The following is a 16,093-nucleotide window of genomic DNA, read 5'->3' as shown; positions in this document are numbered from 1 at the left end:
AGGCGCGGTTGCGCCCGCTGGGAATCCCCGCCGCGGCGGTGCGCAGCCTGCCTCAGGCGCTCGACGCGACGCCGGAGGCGCTGGTGGACGCGGGGCCGTACCGGCTGGTCGGCAGTCCGGTGCGGGTGTCGGGGTTCAGCCCCGAGTACCGGCCGCCGCCGCCCCTGCCGGTGCAGGCTCAGACGTCGTCGTAGTCGACTATGACGACCGCGGTGTCCGGCACCGCCTGGCAGGTGAGCACGTAGCCGTCCTCGACCTCGTCGTCGTCGAGGGCGTCGTTGACCCGCATGGTGGCGGTGCCCTCGGTCAGCTTGGCCATGCAGGTGCCGCAGTTGCCCGCCTCGCAGGAGAACGGTGGCGTCATCCCGCCGCGGCGGGCGCTCTCCAGCAGCGTCTCGCCGGGGCGGCCGGCCACCGACACTTTCGCACGATCGAAGATGAAGGTGATCTCACCCGGTGCGGCGGAAGCGTCGGTCATCGGTTCGGCCGTCATCAGACTCCTCTGGGCATCGTCATTCTGGTTATAAGAGAACTCTATTCTCTTCTAATGATAGGCTCTTCTCAAGACGAGTTCGGCACCGGCTCGGTGCGGCACGAGGAGGGCGTAAGCGGCGGTGTGCGAGGAGGCCGACACGTGACTGACCCGGTCGCTCTCGCCTTCGAGGACCGCGAGTTCACCCTGGCACAACTCGACGCGATGGCCAACGGGATGGCCACCACCCTGGAGCACCGCGGTGTGCGCGCCGGTGACCGGGTGGCGCTGATGTCGTCCAACCGCCCCGAGTTCGTCGTCGCCCTGCGGGCGATCTGGCGGCTGGGCGCGGCCGTCGTCCTGATCAGCCCGGCATGGAAGCGCCTCGAGGTGCAGAACGCCCTCGCACTGACCGGAGCATCGCACGCCGTCGGCGACCAGGCGCTGCTGGCGGAACTCGTGCCGATGCTGCATCTCGACGAACCGATCGCACCCGGCATGCGGACGTTCCCCGCGCCGCCGCCCGGTTCCGACGCGCTGCTGGTGTTCAGTTCGGGCACCACCGGCATGCCCAAGGCGGTCCGACACACCCACCGCGCGTTCGCCGCCGCCGTGCGGCAGTGGCGCGACGCGCTGGAACTGTCGGCGACGGACCGGATGCAGACCATGACGCCCCCGTCGCACATCCTCGGCCTGCTCAACATCGCGATGGCACTGGACACCGGGGCGTGGATCCGGCTGCATCGCCGGTTCGACGTCGACGCGATGCTGCGTCACATCGCGGCCGACCGGATCACCATCGAGATGTCGGTGGCGCCAATCGCGCTGGCCATCGCCGGGCATCCGCAGCTCGAGAGCCACGACCTGTCCTCGCTGCGCTACATCATGTGGTGCGCCACCCCGGTCACCCAGAGCGTCGCCGACAGCGTCACCCGGCGCGTCGGCGTGCGGTGGGTCGCCGCCTACGGCACGAGCGAGGTCCCGGTGATCGCGGCCAACCCCGTTGACGGCGCACGGCTGGACACCGTCGGCCGGCCCGTCCCCGGGGTGAGTGTGCGCATCGTCGACCCCGAGACGGCGGCGGTGCTGCCGCCCGGGCAGACCGGCGAGATCCAGGTCAGGTCCGATGCCGTGATGGCCGGCTACCTGCCCGCCGAGGCGACGGCCGAAGTCTTCAGCGACGGCTGGTACCGCACAGGCGATGTCGGCGCGCTCGACGCCGACGGCTGGCTGCGAATCACCGACCGGCTCAAGGAGATGATCAAGGTGCGCGGCTTCCAGGTCGCGCCCGCCGAGGTGGAGGCGGTGCTGCACGGCCACCCGGCGGTCGAGGACTGCGCGGTGTTCGGGGTGCCCGACGCGGCCGACGGCGAGGCCGTCATCGCGGCCGTGACCACCAGCGCGCCGGTGTCGTCCGAGGAACTCGTCGGACTGGTGGGCGACCGGCTCGCCCGCTACAAGCAGCCCCGCCGCGTGGTGTTCGTGCCTGAGATTCCCCGCCTACCGTCCGGAAAGGTGTTGCGCCGCGTGCTCAAGGAGGCTCATGGACGTCCGACTGACCAGTGAACAACAGCAGCTCCGGGACGCTGCGGCCAAGCTCGCCGACGACCTCGGTCCGGGGTCGGTGGCCGACCTCGACGACGACGGCCGCGCCGCCCGGCTGGAGAAGACCGTCGCGTCGACCGGGTGGCGGTCGCTGCGCTCGGACGAGGCGTCCGGGGTGGAGGTGGCGATCGTCGCCGAGGAGTTCGGCCGCGGCCTGGTCGACGTTCCGTTCCTCGGTCCGGTGCTCGCCGACGACCTGCAGCGCAGGCTCGGTCGCGAACTCGCGTCGCCCGACACCGTGCCCGCGTCGGTTGACCTCACCGGAAGCCTTGCCGGCGTGAACGAGTCACCCGCCGAGCTGACCGAGCTGTCGGACGAGGACCGGATGCGCTGGTATGCGCTCGCGCTCGCGGCGACCACGGCGGACATCGTCGGCGCGGCCCGCGGCGCCCATGCGCTGGCATGCGAGTACGCCAAGGTCCGCGAACAGTACGGATCGACGATCGGGTCGTATCAGGCGGTCGCGCACCTGCTGGCGGAGAGCCTGGCGCTGATCGAGGGGGCGATCAGCGTGTCGCGCCACGCGGCCTGGGCCGTCGACGAACTGCCGGTCACCGAGGCTGTCGAGGCCGCCCGGGTGGCCAAGATCTACTGTGCGCGTTCGGCACTGACCGTGTGCGAGACGTCGATCCAGGTGCACGGCGGCATCGGCAACACCTGGGAGTGCCTGGCCCACGTCTACCTGCGTCGGGTGCTGGCCGCCACGGAGGCCTGGCCCGTCAAGTTGGAGGAGCTGACCATTGGACTTTCGTGACGGACCCGACGAGGCCGCGTTCCGGGATCGGTTGCGCGGGTGGCTGACCGAGCAGAAGGGCAAATTCCCGACCTCGGGCGACGAGTACTGGGCCAAGGCCGGCGAATGGCATCAGGCGCTCTTCCAGGCCGGATTCTTCGGCACGTCGTGGCCTGAGGCCTACGGCGGCCAGGACCTGCCACCGGTCTACGACGTCATCGTCGACGAGGAGATCGCGAAGGCAGGCGCGCCGGCACGGCCGAGTCTGGGTTACCTCGTCGTCGGCCTGAGTCACCACGGCAGCGAGGAACTGCGGCAACGTTTCCTGCCCGGCATGATCAACGGCACGGAGCGGTGGTGCCAAGGCTTCTCGGAACCGGGCGCCGGGTCGGACCTCGCATCCTTGACCACGACGGCGGTCCGCGACGGTGACGAGTACGTCATCCACGGCCACAAGATCTGGACGAGCTACTCCGACGTCGCCGACTGGTGCCTGGTGCTCGCGCGCACCGAGAAGGATGTGCCGAAGCACAAGGGCATCTCGGCGTTCATCGTGTCGATGCACCAGGACGGAATCGAGCAGCGCCCGCTCAAGATGATCAGCGGCGTCACCAGGGAGTTCGGCCAGGTCGAATTCGACGGGGCGCGGGTGCCCGCCGACAACATGGTGGGCGCACCGGGCGAAGGCTGGAAGCTCGCGATGACGGTGGTCAGCCACGAGCGCGAACCGTCGACGCTGGGCTTCTCGGCGCGATACGGGAAGACGGTGCGCCAGTTGGCCTCCCGGGTCGACGGGCCGGCGCCCGACGAGCTGTCCTGGGCATGGGTGCAGACCGAGATGCTGCGGCTGCACGTGCGCAGGCGACTCTCCGAACAGCTCGACGGCATCAAGCACGGACCGGACGGGTCGCTGGACAAGTTGCTCATGACGTGGGTCGAGCAGTCGGTCGGGCATGCCGCGCTCGCGACGGTGGGCACCGGCGACGAGGATCTCTTCGGCGCCTACATGTACAGCCGCGCCCAGAGCGTCATGGGCGGCACATCGCAGATCCAGAAGAACATCATCGCCCAACGCATCCTGGGATTGTGAGCGAGAGGAACTGACATGTACGACATGCCCGACGAGATCGACGTCCGTGCCGATGGCGGTCTGCGGATCATCACGCTCAACCGCCCCGACGAGCTCAACGCGGTCAACGACCCGCTGCACGTGGGGCTGGCCCGGATCTGGGAGGCGCTGAACGAGGACGCCGATGCGAGGGCGGCGGTGATCACCGGTGCGGGACGGGCGTTCTCGGCCGGCGGCGACTTCAACTACCTCGACGAACTGCGCAAGAACGAGGCGCTGCGGCAGAAGACGATCAAGCACGGCCGCGACCTGGTCATCGGAATGGTGCGGTGCCGCATCCCGGTGGTCGCCGCGGTCAACGGTCCGGCCGTCGGCCTGGGCTGCAGCCTGGCCGCGCTGTCCGACATCGTCTACATGGCCGAGACGGCGTTCTTCGCCGATCCGCACGTGTCGATCGGACTGGTCGCGGCCGACGGCGGGCCACTGGTGTGGCCGTCGCAGATCAGCCTGTTGCAGGCCAAGGAGTTCGCGTTCACCGGTGTGCGGATCAAGGCCGCCCGCGCCCTCGAACTCGGGATGGCCAACCACGTGGTGGCCGATCCGCTCACCGAGGCGATCGCGTGCGCGAAGAAGATCATGGAGTTGCCGCAGCAGGCGCTGGAAGCCACCAAGCGGCTGATGAACATCCAGCTCGAGAAGTCGGTGATGGCGTCGCTGGACTACGCCAACCTGTCCGAATACGTGTCGTTCGGAACCGATGACTTCAACCGGATCGTCGACGGTCTGATCGCCAAGAACTCATAGCCCCGCATGCGTTGACTCTGCGCCCACGGCGCGAATGTGCGAGTTCTCGTCGCCGTGGCCGCAGGATCAACGACAAATTCAGGGCGATCTAAACCGGTAGCGCCCCGGAGTCATGCCGTTAGCGTTCGAATCGCTGACGACGGTATGACTTCGAGGGGACAAGACGATGACCACTGCCACCAAGACCGCGCTGCAGGTGACTCCGCTGTCCGGCTGGACCGGTGCCTTGATCACGGGTGTCGACCTGTCGGCGCCGCTGTCCGACGAAGAGACGGCGGTCATCCGCTCGGCGCTGCACAAGTGGAAGGTGGTGTTCTTCCGCGACCAGACACTCGACCACGCGGCGCAGATCGCGTTCGGTGCCCGCTTCGGCGACGTGACACCGGGGCATCCGTACGAAGGTGACTCGGCGCCACCGGAATTCCCGCAGATCCACACGGTCTCACCGGCCGCCTACGATCACCGCTACGGCACCAGGTACCGCAAGAAGCAGAGCCCCAACGGCCCGCAGTGGCATGCCGACGTCACGCCGCTGATCAACCCCCCGTCGCATTCGATCCTGCGCGCCGAGACGGTCCCGCCGTACGGCGGCGACACCCAGTTCACCAATGTCGCAGCGGTCTACCAGGGTCTGGCGCCCGAGGTGCGTGCGTTCATCGACGGCCTGCGCGCCGAACACCGCTTCGGCGCTACGTTCTCGGCCGACCGGAGCAGTGAGAAGATCGGCGAGCTGGTGCGCACCAATCCGCTGGCCTCGATCCATCCGGTGGTCCGTGTCCACCCGGAGACCAAAGAGCGCGTGGTGTACGTGAATCCGTCGTTCACCCGGGAGATCGTCGACCTGTCGCCGCGGGAGAGCAGGCACGTGCTGGATTTGCTGTTCGAGCAGATCGGCCGGCCCGAGTACACCGTGCGCTTCAAGTGGGAGCCGGGCAGCGTGGCCTTCTGGGACAACCGCGCCGCGCTTCACCTGGCGCCGCGCGACTTCGAGCACGTCGAGGGTGACCGGGTGCTGCACCGCATCACGCTGGTCGGCGACGTGCCGGTCGGGCCCGACGGCCGGGCGTCCGAGTCGATCTCTGGTGAGTTCTTCGGGGCCGCCTGAGATGGCGACCGTGCTGACTCCGCGGGCGGCGGGCAGCGCGTCCGCGGCCAGGCTCGTCGATCCGCGGGCGGCACACCGCGAGAGCCGTCCCAAGCGCCGCGTCCCACGCCAGCTGCAGCGCCTGCTCGGGCCGGTGCTCCTGGTCGGTCTGTGGCAGCTGCTCTCCTCCACCGGCGCCTTCGACTCCCGCACGGTGCCACCGCCGACCCGGGTGGTGCGTGCCGGCTACCAACTCATCCTGGACGGGTCGCTGCAGGAGCATCTGTCGACCAGCCTGCTGCGGGTCGGTTACGGGCTGGTGTTCGGCATCGCACTCGGGCTGGGACTGGCGCTGATCGCCGGGCTGTCGCGGATCGGCGAGAACTTCGTCGACGCGAACATGGAAGTGCTGAACGCCATCCCCAACTTCGCCCTGGTCCCGCTGCTCATCGTGTGGTTCGGCATCGGCGAGGTGCCCAAGATCACGCTCATCACCATCGCGGTGGCGGTCTCCATCTACATCAACACGTTCAGCGCGATCCGCAGCGTCGATGCCGGCCTCGTCGAGGCGGCCCGATCCTTCGGCGCCGGCCGCACGGAGCTGATCTACCGCGTCGTCCTGCCCGGATCACTGCCCGGATTCCTGGTGGGGCTGCGCCTCGGCCTCACCGCCTCGTGGCTGGCGCTGATCTTCGCCGAGACCATCAACGCCAAGAAGGGCCTCGGCCGGATGATGACCGACGCACGGGAGTACTTCCAGGTCGACGTCGTCTTCGTGCTGATCGCCGTCTACGCCGCGCTCGGGCTGTCGTCGATCCTGATCGTGCGCTTCCTGGAGAGCAGGCTGCTCACCTGGAGACGGGCCTATGACGGAGACTGACACGCTGACCGAGACGGTGGTCCTGGTCCGCAACCTGCGAAAGCAGTTCGGCGACACCACCGTTCTCGACGGCCTGGATCTGCAGATCCGCGCGGGTGAATTCGTCGCACTGCTCGGCCGCAGCGGCTCGGGCAAGAGCACGTTCCTGCGCGCACTCGGCGCGCTGGACGGTGAGGTAGACGGCTTCGTGCGGGTGCCGGAGCGACGCGCCATCGTGTTCCAGGATCCGCGGCTGCTGCCGTGGCAGCGCGTGCGGACCAACGTGACCGTCGGCCTGCCGTCCAACGGCGCGGTGCGCAAGCAGGCCCTTGCCGCCTTGTCCGAGGTCAACCTCGCCGACAAGGCCAAGGCGTGGCCTCGCACCCTGTCCGGCGGCGAGGCGCAACGCGTCGCGCTGGCCCGCGCACTGGTGCGCGAACCTGAACTGCTGCTGCTCGACGAGCCTTTCGGCGCCCTCGATGCGCTCACCCGCATCAAGATGCACGGGCTGCTTCAGGACCTGTGCCGCCGCCACACGCCCGCCGTCCTCCTGGTCACCCACGACGTCGACGAGGCCATCCTGCTGGCCGACCGCGTCGTGGTGCTGACCGACGGCACCATCTCGCTCGATGCCGAGGTGGCGGTGCCCAAGCCGCGCAAGCGCGCATCCGCGGAGTTCGCAAACTTGCGGACCCGGCTGCTCACCGAGCTCGGCGTCACCGACGACCAATGACCTTCCGCACACAGAACAGGAACAACGCATGCCCAGATCCGGATGGAAACTCACTGTCGCACTGACGGCCACACTGCTGGCCGCCGCCTGTGGCCTCTCCGACGACGAAGCAGGCGAAGCCATCGACTCGGTTCAGATCGCCACCAAGGGGGAGGTGCCGCCCGGCACCAAACTGGTTGTCGCCGAACAGAACGCGACACAGTCGCTGCCGTGGGACCTCGCCGGCGCGGGTAAGGACACGCCCTACAGCGTCGAGTTCGCCGATTTCAGCGGCGGCGCGGCGGTGATCGAGGCGCTGCGGTCCGGCGCCGCCGACGTCGGCTCCATCGGTGAGGCGCCGGTGCCCATCGCGGTCGACAGCGGTGTCACCGACCTGGTGACCATCGGGCTGCAGGCCAATCCCGGCACCTCGGGCGGCTACTACCTGGTGGCACGGCCGGACAGCGGCGTCAACACGATCGAGGACCTTCGCGGAAAGCGGGTGGCCTACCCGCCGGGTTCGGGCCGCCACATGGTCACCGCCGCCCTGCTCAAGCAGCACGGACTGGACCTGCGCACCGACGTGCAGCCGGTGGAACTGGCCGGGGCCGAGGTGGTTCCGACGTTCGCCGCCGGCGCGGTGGAGGCGGCGATCGTGCTGGGCAACCAGTACTACCAACTCGGCGAACCGCCGATCCTCGGCGACGGCAAGGGCATCAACACCGGGATCCAGAGCCTGATCGTGCGCAAGGACATCCTCGACGATCCCGCGAAGGTGGCGGCGATCGGCGACTACGTCGGCCGGGCGGTGGCGGCCAACAACTGGAAGGACACCCACGCCGACGAGTGGATCGACGAGTACTACGTCAAGCAGCAGGGCATCACGTTCGACCAGGGCAAGAAGCTCTACGAGGAGGACGGCATCGCCTCCTACTACCCGATCGACGCCTCGTCGACCGCCCTGTTCCAGACCGTCGCCGACGGACTCTTCGACACCGGCACCACCAAGACCCGCGTCGACGTCGCACCCTACGTCGACGGCCGCTACAACGACATCGTCACGGCGCAGAACGAACTCGACGGTGTACAGCCCCGCCCCATCGAACAGTGATCGGCCACGAGAGTTCCCAGAATTTCGAGAGAAGGAGTCACGAGTGACACAGGTAGCCCAGGCGCTCGACGTCCGGCCCCAGTCCGGCTGGACCGGCGCCGAGATCCACGGCGTCGATCTCACCGCACCGCTGAGCGACGCGCACGTCGCCGAAATCCGCGCCGCACTGCTGAAGTGGAAGGTGGTGTTCTTCCGGGACCAGTTCATCGGGCACGACGACCACCTGCGGTTCGCCTCGGCATTCGGCGATCCCACTCCGGCGCACCCGCTGTTCGACGCGATCCCGGACCCGCAGTACCCCACGATCTACCCGATCTTCCGCGACCGCTTCAAGGCCCGGTACGGCGCCAGCCGCGGCTTCGACAGGGCGAACTGGCACGCCGACGTCACCGCCGCGGTCAATCCGCCGGCAGCGTCGATCCTGCGGGCGGAGGTGATCCCGCCCTACGGGGGAGACACGCAGTGGTCGAACACCGTTGCCGCATATGAAGGATTGTCGGAGCCGGTACGGCGGCTCGCCGACGGCCTGCGTGCGGTGCACCGCTTCTCACCGCCCGACGGCACCACCGCGACGGAGGACTACCGGCAACGGGTCAGCCGGCGGCCGCTGCTCACCGAGCATCCCGTGGTGCGCGTGCATCCGGAGACGGGGGAGCGCGCGCTGTACGTGAACCCGGGCTTCACCAGCCACATCGTCGGGGTGTCGCCGCATGAGAGCCGCCGTCTGCTCGGGCTGTTCTACGACGAGCTGTCGCGCCCGGAGCACACCGTCCGGTTCAAGTGGGAGCCGGGCAGCATCGCGTTCTGGGACAACCGCTCGACCGTGCACCTCGCGCCGTCGGACCTGACCACCGACGACGACCGCAGGCTCTACCGCGTGACGCTGGTCGGCGACGTGCCGGTCGGGCCGGACGGCCTGCCGTCGGTGGCGCTGGACGGCGAACCGTTCGACGCGATCTGACGCGCGCTGACTTCGCGTTCAGGGCGGCGATGTGCGAGAAAGGCACGCCCTGGACGCAGAGTCAACGGGACGTGAGTTCTTCCGAGCGCTGAACCGTGCCGGTGATGCCGTCGGCCCGCTGGCCGGCCAGCAGCACCGCCGCGCGGGCCATCGCCTCGGGCGGCTCGACCATCTCCGGCGGGATCTCCATGCCTGCGCCGCCGGCCTGCCAGCCCTCGGTGAGCACCACGCGCGACGGGCTCAGGCAGTTGACGGCGACGCCGTCGGCCTCCAGATCGGCGGCCAGCCCGAGGTAGAGCCGCTCGACGGCCGCCTTGGACACCCAGTAGGCGTTCGATCCGGCGTCGACCATCCCGACGCCGGTGGTCGTCACCGCGATCAGCGAGCCGCCGCCACGCGCCCGCACATGCGGGATCACGGCCTTGGTCACGAGGAACACGCCGGTCAGATTGACGTCGAGGCACAGCTGCCAGCGCTTGAGCGGGGTCGACTCGACCGGTCCCAACCACAGCACGCCCGCGTTGGCGACCAGCACGTCGATCCCGCCGAACTCCGAAACGGTCGCCGCCACAGCGGCTTCCACCGAGGCCTCGCTGGTGACGTCGCACGGCACGGGAAGCGCTCGTCCGCCCGCCGCGGTGATCGCGTCGGCGACCGAGCCGATGGTGCCCGGCAGCTTGCCCTGCTCCTCGGAACGGGCGGCCACCGCGACGGCCGCACCCTCGGCGGCCAGCGCCTTCGCGACGGTCGCGCCGATGCCGCGGCTGGCGCCCGCGACGAACGCGACCTTTCCCGCCAGCGACGAAGTCACCTGGGCGGGAAGCGCAGTGCCCCGTCGAGGCGGATGACCTCGCCGTTGAGGTAGTCGTTCTCGATGATGCTCTGCGCGAGCTGGGCGTACTCGGTCGAGCGGCCCATCCGCTTGGGGAACGGCACCTGCGGCGCCCAGTACTGCTCGAGCTGGTCGGCGGCCTTCCCGTAGGCAGGGGTGTTGATCGTGCCGGGTGCGATGCTGACCACGCGGATGCCGAGCGGCGAGAGATCGCGGGCGGCAACGAGAGTCATGCCGAGCACACCGCCCTTGGCTGCGGCGTAGGGCAGCTGGCCGACCTGGCCCTCGTATCCCGCGATCGAGGCGGTGTTGATGATGACGCCGCGGGCGCCCTCGTCGAGCGGCTCGCTCGTGGCGATCGCCGCGGCCGACAGCCGCATCACGTTGAACACCGCCGTCAGGTAGAACTCGATGGTCCGCTTGAAGCCGTCGAGGTCCAGCGGCGAGCCGTCCTTGCCGATCAGCCGGCCACCGCTGGCGGGGCCGCCGTGGGTGTCGACGGAGATGCGCAACGGGCCGAGCGACTGCGCCTCGGCGATCGCCGCCTTCACCGACTCCTCGGACGTCGCATCGGTGTGCACGTAGCGCACGCCCAGCTCGGACTCCAGCTCGCGGCCCTTGTCGTCGGCGACATCGGCGACCACGACCTTGGCGCCCGCGCCGTGCAGACGGCGGACCGTCGCCTCACCGAGTCCGCCGGTACCACCGACGACGATCGCCGCGCTTCCCGCGATCTGCATGCGGTTCCCCTTCTTGCAACTGACACTCTCGGACTGTGAGAATAACATTCTCACCCGAGTCAAGAGGAGCCCGCGATGCCCGAGGCCGTGATCGTCAACGCACTGCGTATCCCCATCGGCACCGCGATGAAGGGCACGCTGCGCGACACCGACGCCTACACGATGGCCGACCACGTGGTGTCCGCCGCCGCGGCGGAACTCGACCCGACACGCGTCGACGACGTGATCCTCGGCGAGGGTCTCTACGGCGGTGGTGTCATCGCCCGGCACGCCGCCATCACCGCAGGTCTGCAGTCGGTGCCCGGGCTGTCGAACAACCGACACTGCGCGGCGGGACAGGCGGCCGTGCAGAGCGCCGCGGCGAGTATCCGCGCCGGCATGGACGAACTGATCATCGCCGGCGGGGTGAACTCGGCGTCCACGTCGCCGCGGTTCAAGCGGCGGGTGAGCAGTGAGAAAGACGCCGAACTGGTCGACTGGTTCCCGCCGACGCACCCGAACCGGCCCGACGCGCCGAACATGGACATGTCGATCACAGTCGGCTGGAACGCGGCGGTGCGGGCCGGGGTGAGCCGCGAGGAGATGGACGAGTGGGCCTACGGCTCGCATCGCAAGGCCATCGCGGCAATCGACGAGGGCCGCTTCAAGGAGGAGATCGTCGCGATCGACACGCCGCACGGCGTCTTCGACACCGACGAGCATCCGCGCCGCGACACCAGCCTCGAGAAGCTGGCCGGGCTCAAGCCACTGCACCCGGAGATCGAGGGCTTCTCGATCACCGCCGGCAATGCCTGCGGCGCCAACGACGGCGCGGCGGCGCTCACCATCGCCAGTGACCGGCTCGGCCTGCCCGCGCTGGCGACCGTTCGGTCATGGGCGTCGGTCGGTGTCGACCCGGCCTTCACCGGCCTCGCACCCGTCGAGGCGATCCCCAAGGCGCTCAAGCGGGCCGGCCTTGCCGTGTCCGACGTCGACCTCTTCGAGATCAACGAGGCGTTCGCCGCGATGTGCGTGGCGACCGTCAAGCTGCTCGGCATCGATCCGGACCGGGTCAACGTCAGCGGCAGCGGGTGTTCGCTCGGCCACCCCGTCGCCGCCACCGGGGCGCGGATGCTGGTGACACTGGTCCACGAACTGCGCCGCCGTGGCGGGGGCATCGGTGTCGCCGCCATGTGCGCGGGCGGTGGAATGGGCTCGGCGACCGTGATCGAGGTCGCGGCACCCTAGGCTCCGCTGATGCCGCAATCCCGGATTCACCCCGGAATGGATGTCGACGAGCTCGTCGCCGCAGCCCGCGGCGGATCGGCCCGTGCGGCGGGCCGGCTGCTGAGCCTCGTCGAGGGCTCGCGCCGCGAGGAGGTGCTCGCGGCGGTCGGTGTGCACGAAGCGCGCGTCGTCGGGTTCACCGGGCCGCCGGGTGCGGGCAAGTCGACGACGGTCGCTGCGCTGGTCGCCGTCTACCGGGGCCGCGGCCTGCGGGTGGCGGTGCTGGCCGTCGACCCGTCGTCGCCCTACAGCGGTGGCGCGCTGCTCGGTGACCGGATCCGGATGGCGGCCCACATCAACGACCCCGATGTGCTGATCCGATCGGTGGCGACCCGCGGGCACCTGGGCGGGCTCGCAGCCGCGGTGCCCGCAGCGATCCGGCTGCTGGCGGCGCTGTCCTACGACCTGGTGGTGCTCGAGACGGTCGGCGTCGGCCAGTCCGAGATCGAGATCGCCGCGATCGCCGACCCGACGGTGGTGGTGCTCAACCCCGGCGCGGGCGACGCCGTGCAGGCCGCCAAGGCCGGCCTGCTCGAGGTCGCGGATCTGGTGGTGGTCAACAAGGCCGACCGCGAGGGCGCCGACCAGACCGTGCGCGATCTGCGCGGTGAGGTGAGCGTGCCGATCCTCAAACTGGTCGCCGCGCAGGGCGAGGGCGTCACCGAACTGGCCGAGGCGATCGACGCCCATCACCGGTCGGACACGGCCGAGCGGCGTGCCGCGCGCGCCCGCACGCAGATCCTGTCGCTGGCGCAGACGCTGCTGCGCACACATCCGGCACTGGGCGGGCTGGCCGATCGCGTCGCCGACGGCAGTGTCGACCCGTACACCGCTGCCGAGCAGTTGTTCGCCGCACCCGAGGAGTCACCCGGGTAGGTCGACGATGCGGCGCATCGTCCGCAGCAGCTCGGCGCGCAGCGTCTCGTCGTCGATGTCCACCACCAGCGGGTGCATCACCGCGACGCTGATCACGCCGGACAGCATCGCTGCGTGCAGCCGGGCCCGGCTGCCGGTCTCGTCGCCGAGCATCGCCGCGTAGAGCCGGTCGATGAAGCGCTGGAACGGCCGGTGCTCGGCCAGCAACCGCACGATGACGGGATCGAACTGCAGCACGCTGACCGCGGTGCGACGCTCGATGGCGAGGTCGACGACCCGGCGCAGCAGCAGCTCGCGGGCCTGCACGCGGTCGGATTCGGCCTCCGCGGCCTCCAGCACGTCCTCGAGCCCGCCGAGTTCCCGCTCGGTCAGCGCGATGACGATCTCGTCCTTGGTGCGGAACTGGTGGTAGACGGCGGCTTTGGTCACGCCGATGCGGTCGGCGATCATCTGCAGCGATGTCGCGCTCACTCCGCGCTCGGAGATCAACGCCAGCGCGGCGTCCAGCACGCGCAGCTGCGCCGCCGAGCGCGGGATCGCGGCGAACCGGCCGTCGGTGGCGGAGTCTGCGAGCACCCCGTCAGGGTAGCCGGGCGGCTACGGAACGGTCAGTCCAGCGATTCGCCGGTGGCCGCGGCGTGCCCGGCGCGCAGCCCGAAGACCATGGCCGGACCCAGGGTGCCGCCCGCGCCGCCGTAGGCCTTTCCGGTCGCGCCCGCCATCGCGTTGCCGGCCGCGAACAGGCCGGCGATCGGTGTGCCGCTGACGTGCAGTACCCGGCCGTCGCGGTCGGTGCGCGGGCCGCCCTTGGTGCCCATCGCGCCGATGGACACCGGGACCGCGTAGAACGGCGCCGTGTCGATGGGCCCGAGCGTCTGCAGCGCCGGTGAGCCGGCGCTCTGGTCGCCCCAGTAGCCGTCGTAGACACTCGACCCGCGGCCGAAGTCGGGGTCGACCTCGTCGGCGACGTTGCGGTTCCACGCCTCCAGGGTGCGGGCCAGCCCCTCGGCGGCGATGCCGGTCTTCTCCTGCAGTTCGGCGAGGTCGGCGGACTTCGAGAACCAGCCCGGCGCAGGCCCGTCGGGCTCCACCCCGAGGAAGCCGTACTTCTTCAGGTGCAGCGAGTCGAACACGATCCATGCCGGGTCGTTGACGTACCCACCCTTGGGGTCGAGGTACTGGAACGGGCCGGCCATCGAGTTGTACTCGCCCGCCTCGTTGACGAACCGCTGCCCTGCGCGGTTGACGATGATGCTGCGCGGCCGCGTGCGTTCCAGGCGGACACTGCGGCTGCGCGGGTGGCCGTCGATGGTGTCGCCGGGGATCTGCACGATCGGCACCCACCAGGCCTCGCCCATGTTGGCCAGGTCCGCGCCGTGGGCCATCGCCATCCGCAGGCCGTCACCGGTGTTGTTGGGCGGTGAGACGGGGCCGCGCATCGGCCCCCGCAGGAAAGCGTCGACCAGGGCGGGATCCCACTCGAAACCACCGCTGGCCAGGACGACGCCGCGCCGGGCCCGGACCTGGATCTGCGTGCCGCCGTGGTCGATCCGCACTCCGGCGATGCGACCGTCCTCGGCGATCAGTTCGACCGCCCGCGCCTGCGTGGTCGGCGTGACACCGGCGTCGAGCAGGCCCTTGAGCAGCCCGGCGATCAGCGCGGTACCCGCCACACACGGTTCGGTCAGGGATTCGTCGGCGGTCGCGTGGATGCGGGCCCGGGTCTCGGCGTCGATGCCGACGTTGCTGAAGTCGGCGGGGAACGACGTGATCCGGTCGTGCCAGTCACCCAGCTTCGCCAGGTCGAACGGCGTGGCGTTCAGCGAGCGCCCGCCCGCAGGCCGGCCGCCGGGCAGTTCGGGCTTGTAGTCGGGGAAGCCCTCCGCGACGACGAACCGCAGGTCGCTGTGCGCCTCGACGAAGTCGAGCATCGCCGGGCCGGTCCGAACGAACGTCTCGACGAGGTCGTCGTCCATGTAGCCCAGCGACTGGGCGCGCAGGTAGCTCAGCGCGTCCTCGGCGGTCAATTCGCCGTCGGGTGCGCGGTCGTGCGCGGGGATCCACACGATCCCGCCGGACACCGCGGTGGTGCCGCCGACGGTGGCGGCCTTCTCGTACACCTCGACCGCCGCGCCGTCCGCGGCCGCGGTCAGTGCTGCGGTCAGCCCGGCTCCGCCACTGCCCAGCACCACCACGTCGGTCGCGTGGTTCCACTCGGTCACCGCAGTCATCTCCTTTTGGGCGATCCTCTAGGACAGGATCGTGGACAGTTTCGCGGCGGCGTCGATGACCGCCGCCCGGCCTTCTCGCACCACGTCTTCGCGGTGCGAGATGAGGTTGATGCAGGTGGGCGGAGACGGAGGTCGCCGGCGTACCGGCACGGCCAGACCGTAGGTGTTGGGCTCGACCTCGCCGTGGGTGATCACCCAGCCGTGCTCTCGGGTCTGCGGCACCAGATCGCGCTCGCCCGGTCGCGGCGGCATGCTCGACAGCAGGGCGATGCCCGCGGCGCCCCGGTCCAGCGGGTAGCGGCTGCCCTCGTGGAAGGACAGCTGGTAGTAGACGTGGGTCGGGGCGATCACCGCGATCGCGACCTGCTGATCACCCTCGGCGATGAGCAGTGAGACGGTGGCGCCGAGTTCGTCGGCCAGTCCGCGCAGCACCGGCACGCTGAGCTGACGCACGTTGTTGTCGAAGGACGCCCCGAGCAGGGCGAGACCCGACGCCGGCCGGTAGCGCCCGTCCTCGCCCTTGGTGATGTAGCGGAACTGCGCCAGGGTGCCGAGCAGCCGGTAGGCGATGGTGCGGTGCACGCCGACGAAGTCGGCGACCTGTTGCACCGTCAGCCCAGTCGGCGAGGTGGCGACCGCCTGCAGCGCAGAGAGCCCGCGCGCGAGGGTCTGGGACCCGGCGGCGAGCTTGTCCGGCGGATTGGGGCCGTCTCCCTTGACAGACGTCATTACGAGAGT

17 protein-coding genes and 1 pseudogene are annotated in these 16,093 nt (G+C 69.9%); 12 read left to right on the top strand and 6 right to left on the bottom strand.

What is annotated here, in order from left to right; all coding sequences use genetic code 11:
- A pseudogene (locus tag Q2100_RS11255) lies at positions 1-194 on the top strand (CoA transferase); the annotation flags it as partial.
- Here the strand turns inward: Q2100_RS11255 and Q2100_RS11250 are convergent.
- Positions 179-493: a 2Fe-2S iron-sulfur cluster-binding protein gene (locus tag Q2100_RS11250; RefSeq protein WP_302914123.1), complete on the bottom strand. Its 315-nt coding sequence runs from the start codon at positions 491-493 to the stop codon at positions 179-181. The pseudogene Q2100_RS11255 and the gene Q2100_RS11250 sit on opposite strands and share 16 nt — an antisense overlap.
- A gap of 141 nt (positions 494-634) precedes the next feature.
- On the opposite strand from Q2100_RS11250, the gene Q2100_RS11245 reads away from it, so the two are divergent.
- From Q2100_RS11245 to Q2100_RS11205, 9 genes are all read left to right on the top strand, one after another.
- Positions 635-2,038, top strand: a complete 1,404-nt coding sequence (locus Q2100_RS11245; RefSeq protein ID WP_302914122.1) for a class I adenylate-forming enzyme family protein — start codon at positions 635-637, stop codon at positions 2,036-2,038.
- Positions 2,016-2,831, top strand: coding sequence for an acyl-CoA dehydrogenase family protein (locus tag Q2100_RS11240; protein ID WP_302914121.1), 816 nt, complete (start codon positions 2,016-2,018; stop codon positions 2,829-2,831). The genes Q2100_RS11245 and Q2100_RS11240 overlap by 23 nt, the downstream gene beginning before the upstream one ends.
- Positions 2,818-3,900, top strand: a complete 1,083-nt coding sequence (locus Q2100_RS11235; protein ID WP_302914120.1) for an acyl-CoA dehydrogenase family protein — start codon at positions 2,818-2,820, stop codon at positions 3,898-3,900. Before Q2100_RS11240 ends, Q2100_RS11235 begins: the two co-directional genes overlap by 14 nt.
- A 15-nt stretch (positions 3,901-3,915) precedes the next feature.
- Positions 3,916-4,683: an enoyl-CoA hydratase/isomerase family protein gene (locus Q2100_RS11230; protein ID WP_302914119.1), complete on the top strand. Its 768-nt coding sequence runs from the start codon at positions 3,916-3,918 to the stop codon at positions 4,681-4,683.
- A 166-nt stretch (positions 4,684-4,849) separates the two neighbouring features.
- Positions 4,850-5,788: a TauD/TfdA dioxygenase family protein gene (locus Q2100_RS11225; protein ID WP_302914118.1), complete on the top strand. Its 939-nt coding sequence runs from the start codon at positions 4,850-4,852 to the stop codon at positions 5,786-5,788.
- A gap of 1 nt (position 5,789) precedes the next feature.
- Complete coding sequence (locus Q2100_RS11220; RefSeq protein WP_302914117.1) at positions 5,790-6,647, top strand: ABC transporter permease; 858 nt, start codon at positions 5,790-5,792, stop codon at positions 6,645-6,647.
- Between the two features lie 4 nt (positions 6,648-6,651).
- Complete coding sequence (locus tag Q2100_RS11215) at positions 6,652-7,359, top strand: ABC transporter ATP-binding protein (RefSeq protein ID WP_302914125.1); 708 nt, start codon at positions 6,652-6,654, stop codon at positions 7,357-7,359.
- Positions 7,360-7,387: 28 nt separating this feature from the next.
- Complete coding sequence (locus Q2100_RS11210) at positions 7,388-8,449, top strand: PhnD/SsuA/transferrin family substrate-binding protein (RefSeq protein WP_302914116.1); 1,062 nt, start codon at positions 7,388-7,390, stop codon at positions 8,447-8,449.
- A 43-nt stretch (positions 8,450-8,492) separates the two neighbouring features.
- Positions 8,493-9,410: a TauD/TfdA dioxygenase family protein gene (locus Q2100_RS11205; protein ID WP_302914115.1), complete on the top strand. Its 918-nt coding sequence runs from the start codon at positions 8,493-8,495 to the stop codon at positions 9,408-9,410.
- A 61-nt stretch (positions 9,411-9,471) separates the two neighbouring features.
- Here the strand turns inward: Q2100_RS11205 and Q2100_RS11200 are convergent, their stop codons facing one another.
- Together Q2100_RS11200 and Q2100_RS11195 are read right to left on the bottom strand one after the other, a co-directional pair.
- Positions 9,472-10,221, bottom strand: a complete 750-nt coding sequence (locus Q2100_RS11200) for an SDR family NAD(P)-dependent oxidoreductase (RefSeq protein ID WP_302914114.1) — start codon at positions 10,219-10,221, stop codon at positions 9,472-9,474.
- Positions 10,218-10,982 (bottom strand): SDR family NAD(P)-dependent oxidoreductase, encoded by a 765-nt coding sequence (locus tag Q2100_RS11195; RefSeq protein ID WP_264013300.1) that lies wholly within the window; start codon positions 10,980-10,982, stop codon positions 10,218-10,220. The genes Q2100_RS11200 and Q2100_RS11195 overlap by 4 nt, the downstream gene beginning before the upstream one ends.
- Before the next feature lie 75 nt (positions 10,983-11,057).
- Between Q2100_RS11195 and Q2100_RS11190 the strand changes: the two genes are divergently transcribed.
- Both Q2100_RS11190 and meaB read left to right on the top strand, forming a co-directional pair.
- Entirely contained in the window at positions 11,058-12,209 is a 1,152-nt protein-coding gene (locus tag Q2100_RS11190) for a thiolase family protein (protein WP_264013299.1), read from the top strand.
- 36 nt (positions 12,210-12,245) lie between these two features.
- On the top strand, positions 12,246-13,124 hold the full coding sequence (gene meaB / locus Q2100_RS11185) for a methylmalonyl Co-A mutase-associated GTPase MeaB (protein ID WP_302914124.1): 879 nt from the start codon (positions 12,246-12,248) through the stop codon (positions 13,122-13,124).
- Here the strand turns inward: meaB and Q2100_RS11180 are convergent.
- From Q2100_RS11180 to Q2100_RS11170, 3 genes are read right to left on the bottom strand one after another with little or no spacing between them, the layout of a single operon-like run.
- Positions 13,113-13,700, bottom strand: a complete 588-nt coding sequence (locus Q2100_RS11180; RefSeq protein ID WP_269893570.1) for a TetR/AcrR family transcriptional regulator — start codon at positions 13,698-13,700, stop codon at positions 13,113-13,115. The genes meaB and Q2100_RS11180 overlap by 12 nt on opposite strands.
- Positions 13,701-13,732: 32 nt before the next feature.
- A complete protein-coding gene (locus Q2100_RS11175) occupies positions 13,733-15,355 on the bottom strand; it encodes an FAD-dependent oxidoreductase (protein ID WP_302914113.1) in 1,623 nt (540 codons plus the stop codon).
- An 18-nt stretch (positions 15,356-15,373) separates the two neighbouring features.
- Positions 15,374-16,084, bottom strand: a complete 711-nt coding sequence (locus tag Q2100_RS11170; protein ID WP_264013296.1) for an IclR family transcriptional regulator — start codon at positions 16,082-16,084, stop codon at positions 15,374-15,376.
- Positions 16,085-16,093 lie beyond the last annotated feature (9 nt).

This window comes from Mycolicibacterium arseniciresistens, assembly GCF_030519285.1.
GTDB classification, from domain to species: domain Bacteria; phylum Actinomycetota; class Actinomycetes; order Mycobacteriales; family Mycobacteriaceae; genus Mycobacterium; species Mycobacterium arseniciresistens.
The sequence above is the reverse complement of the archived record's forward strand: the minus strand, read 5'-3'. Positions and strand labels throughout refer to the sequence as shown.

Excerpts from the sequence above, each read along its gene's own strand:
- Q2100_RS11250 (WP_302914123.1), bottom strand. The coding sequence starts at position 493 with ATGACGGCCGAACCGATGACCGACGCTTCCGCCGCACCGGGTGAGATC.
- Q2100_RS11240 (WP_302914121.1), top strand. The coding sequence starts at position 2,016 with ATGGACGTCCGACTGACCAGTGAACAACAGCAGCTCCGGGACGCTGCG.
- Q2100_RS11230 (WP_302914119.1), top strand. The coding sequence starts at position 3,916 with ATGTACGACATGCCCGACGAGATCGACGTCCGTGCCGATGGCGGTCTG.
- Q2100_RS11225 (WP_302914118.1), top strand. The coding sequence starts at position 4,850 with ATGACCACTGCCACCAAGACCGCGCTGCAGGTGACTCCGCTGTCCGGC.
- Q2100_RS11220 (WP_302914117.1), top strand. The coding sequence starts at position 5,790 with ATGGCGACCGTGCTGACTCCGCGGGCGGCGGGCAGCGCGTCCGCGGCC.
- Q2100_RS11210 (WP_302914116.1), top strand. The coding sequence starts at position 7,388 with ATGCCCAGATCCGGATGGAAACTCACTGTCGCACTGACGGCCACACTG.
- Q2100_RS11195 (WP_264013300.1), bottom strand. The coding sequence starts at position 10,982 with ATGCAGATCGCGGGAAGCGCGGCGATCGTCGTCGGTGGTACCGGCGGA.
- Q2100_RS11190 (WP_264013299.1), top strand. The coding sequence starts at position 11,058 with ATGCCCGAGGCCGTGATCGTCAACGCACTGCGTATCCCCATCGGCACC.
- meaB (WP_302914124.1), top strand. The coding sequence starts at position 12,246 with ATGGATGTCGACGAGCTCGTCGCCGCAGCCCGCGGCGGATCGGCCCGT.
- Q2100_RS11175 (WP_302914113.1), bottom strand. The coding sequence starts at position 15,355 with ATGACTGCGGTGACCGAGTGGAACCACGCGACCGACGTGGTGGTGCTG.
- Q2100_RS11170 (WP_264013296.1), bottom strand. The coding sequence starts at position 16,084 with ATGACGTCTGTCAAGGGAGACGGCCCCAATCCGCCGGACAAGCTCGCC.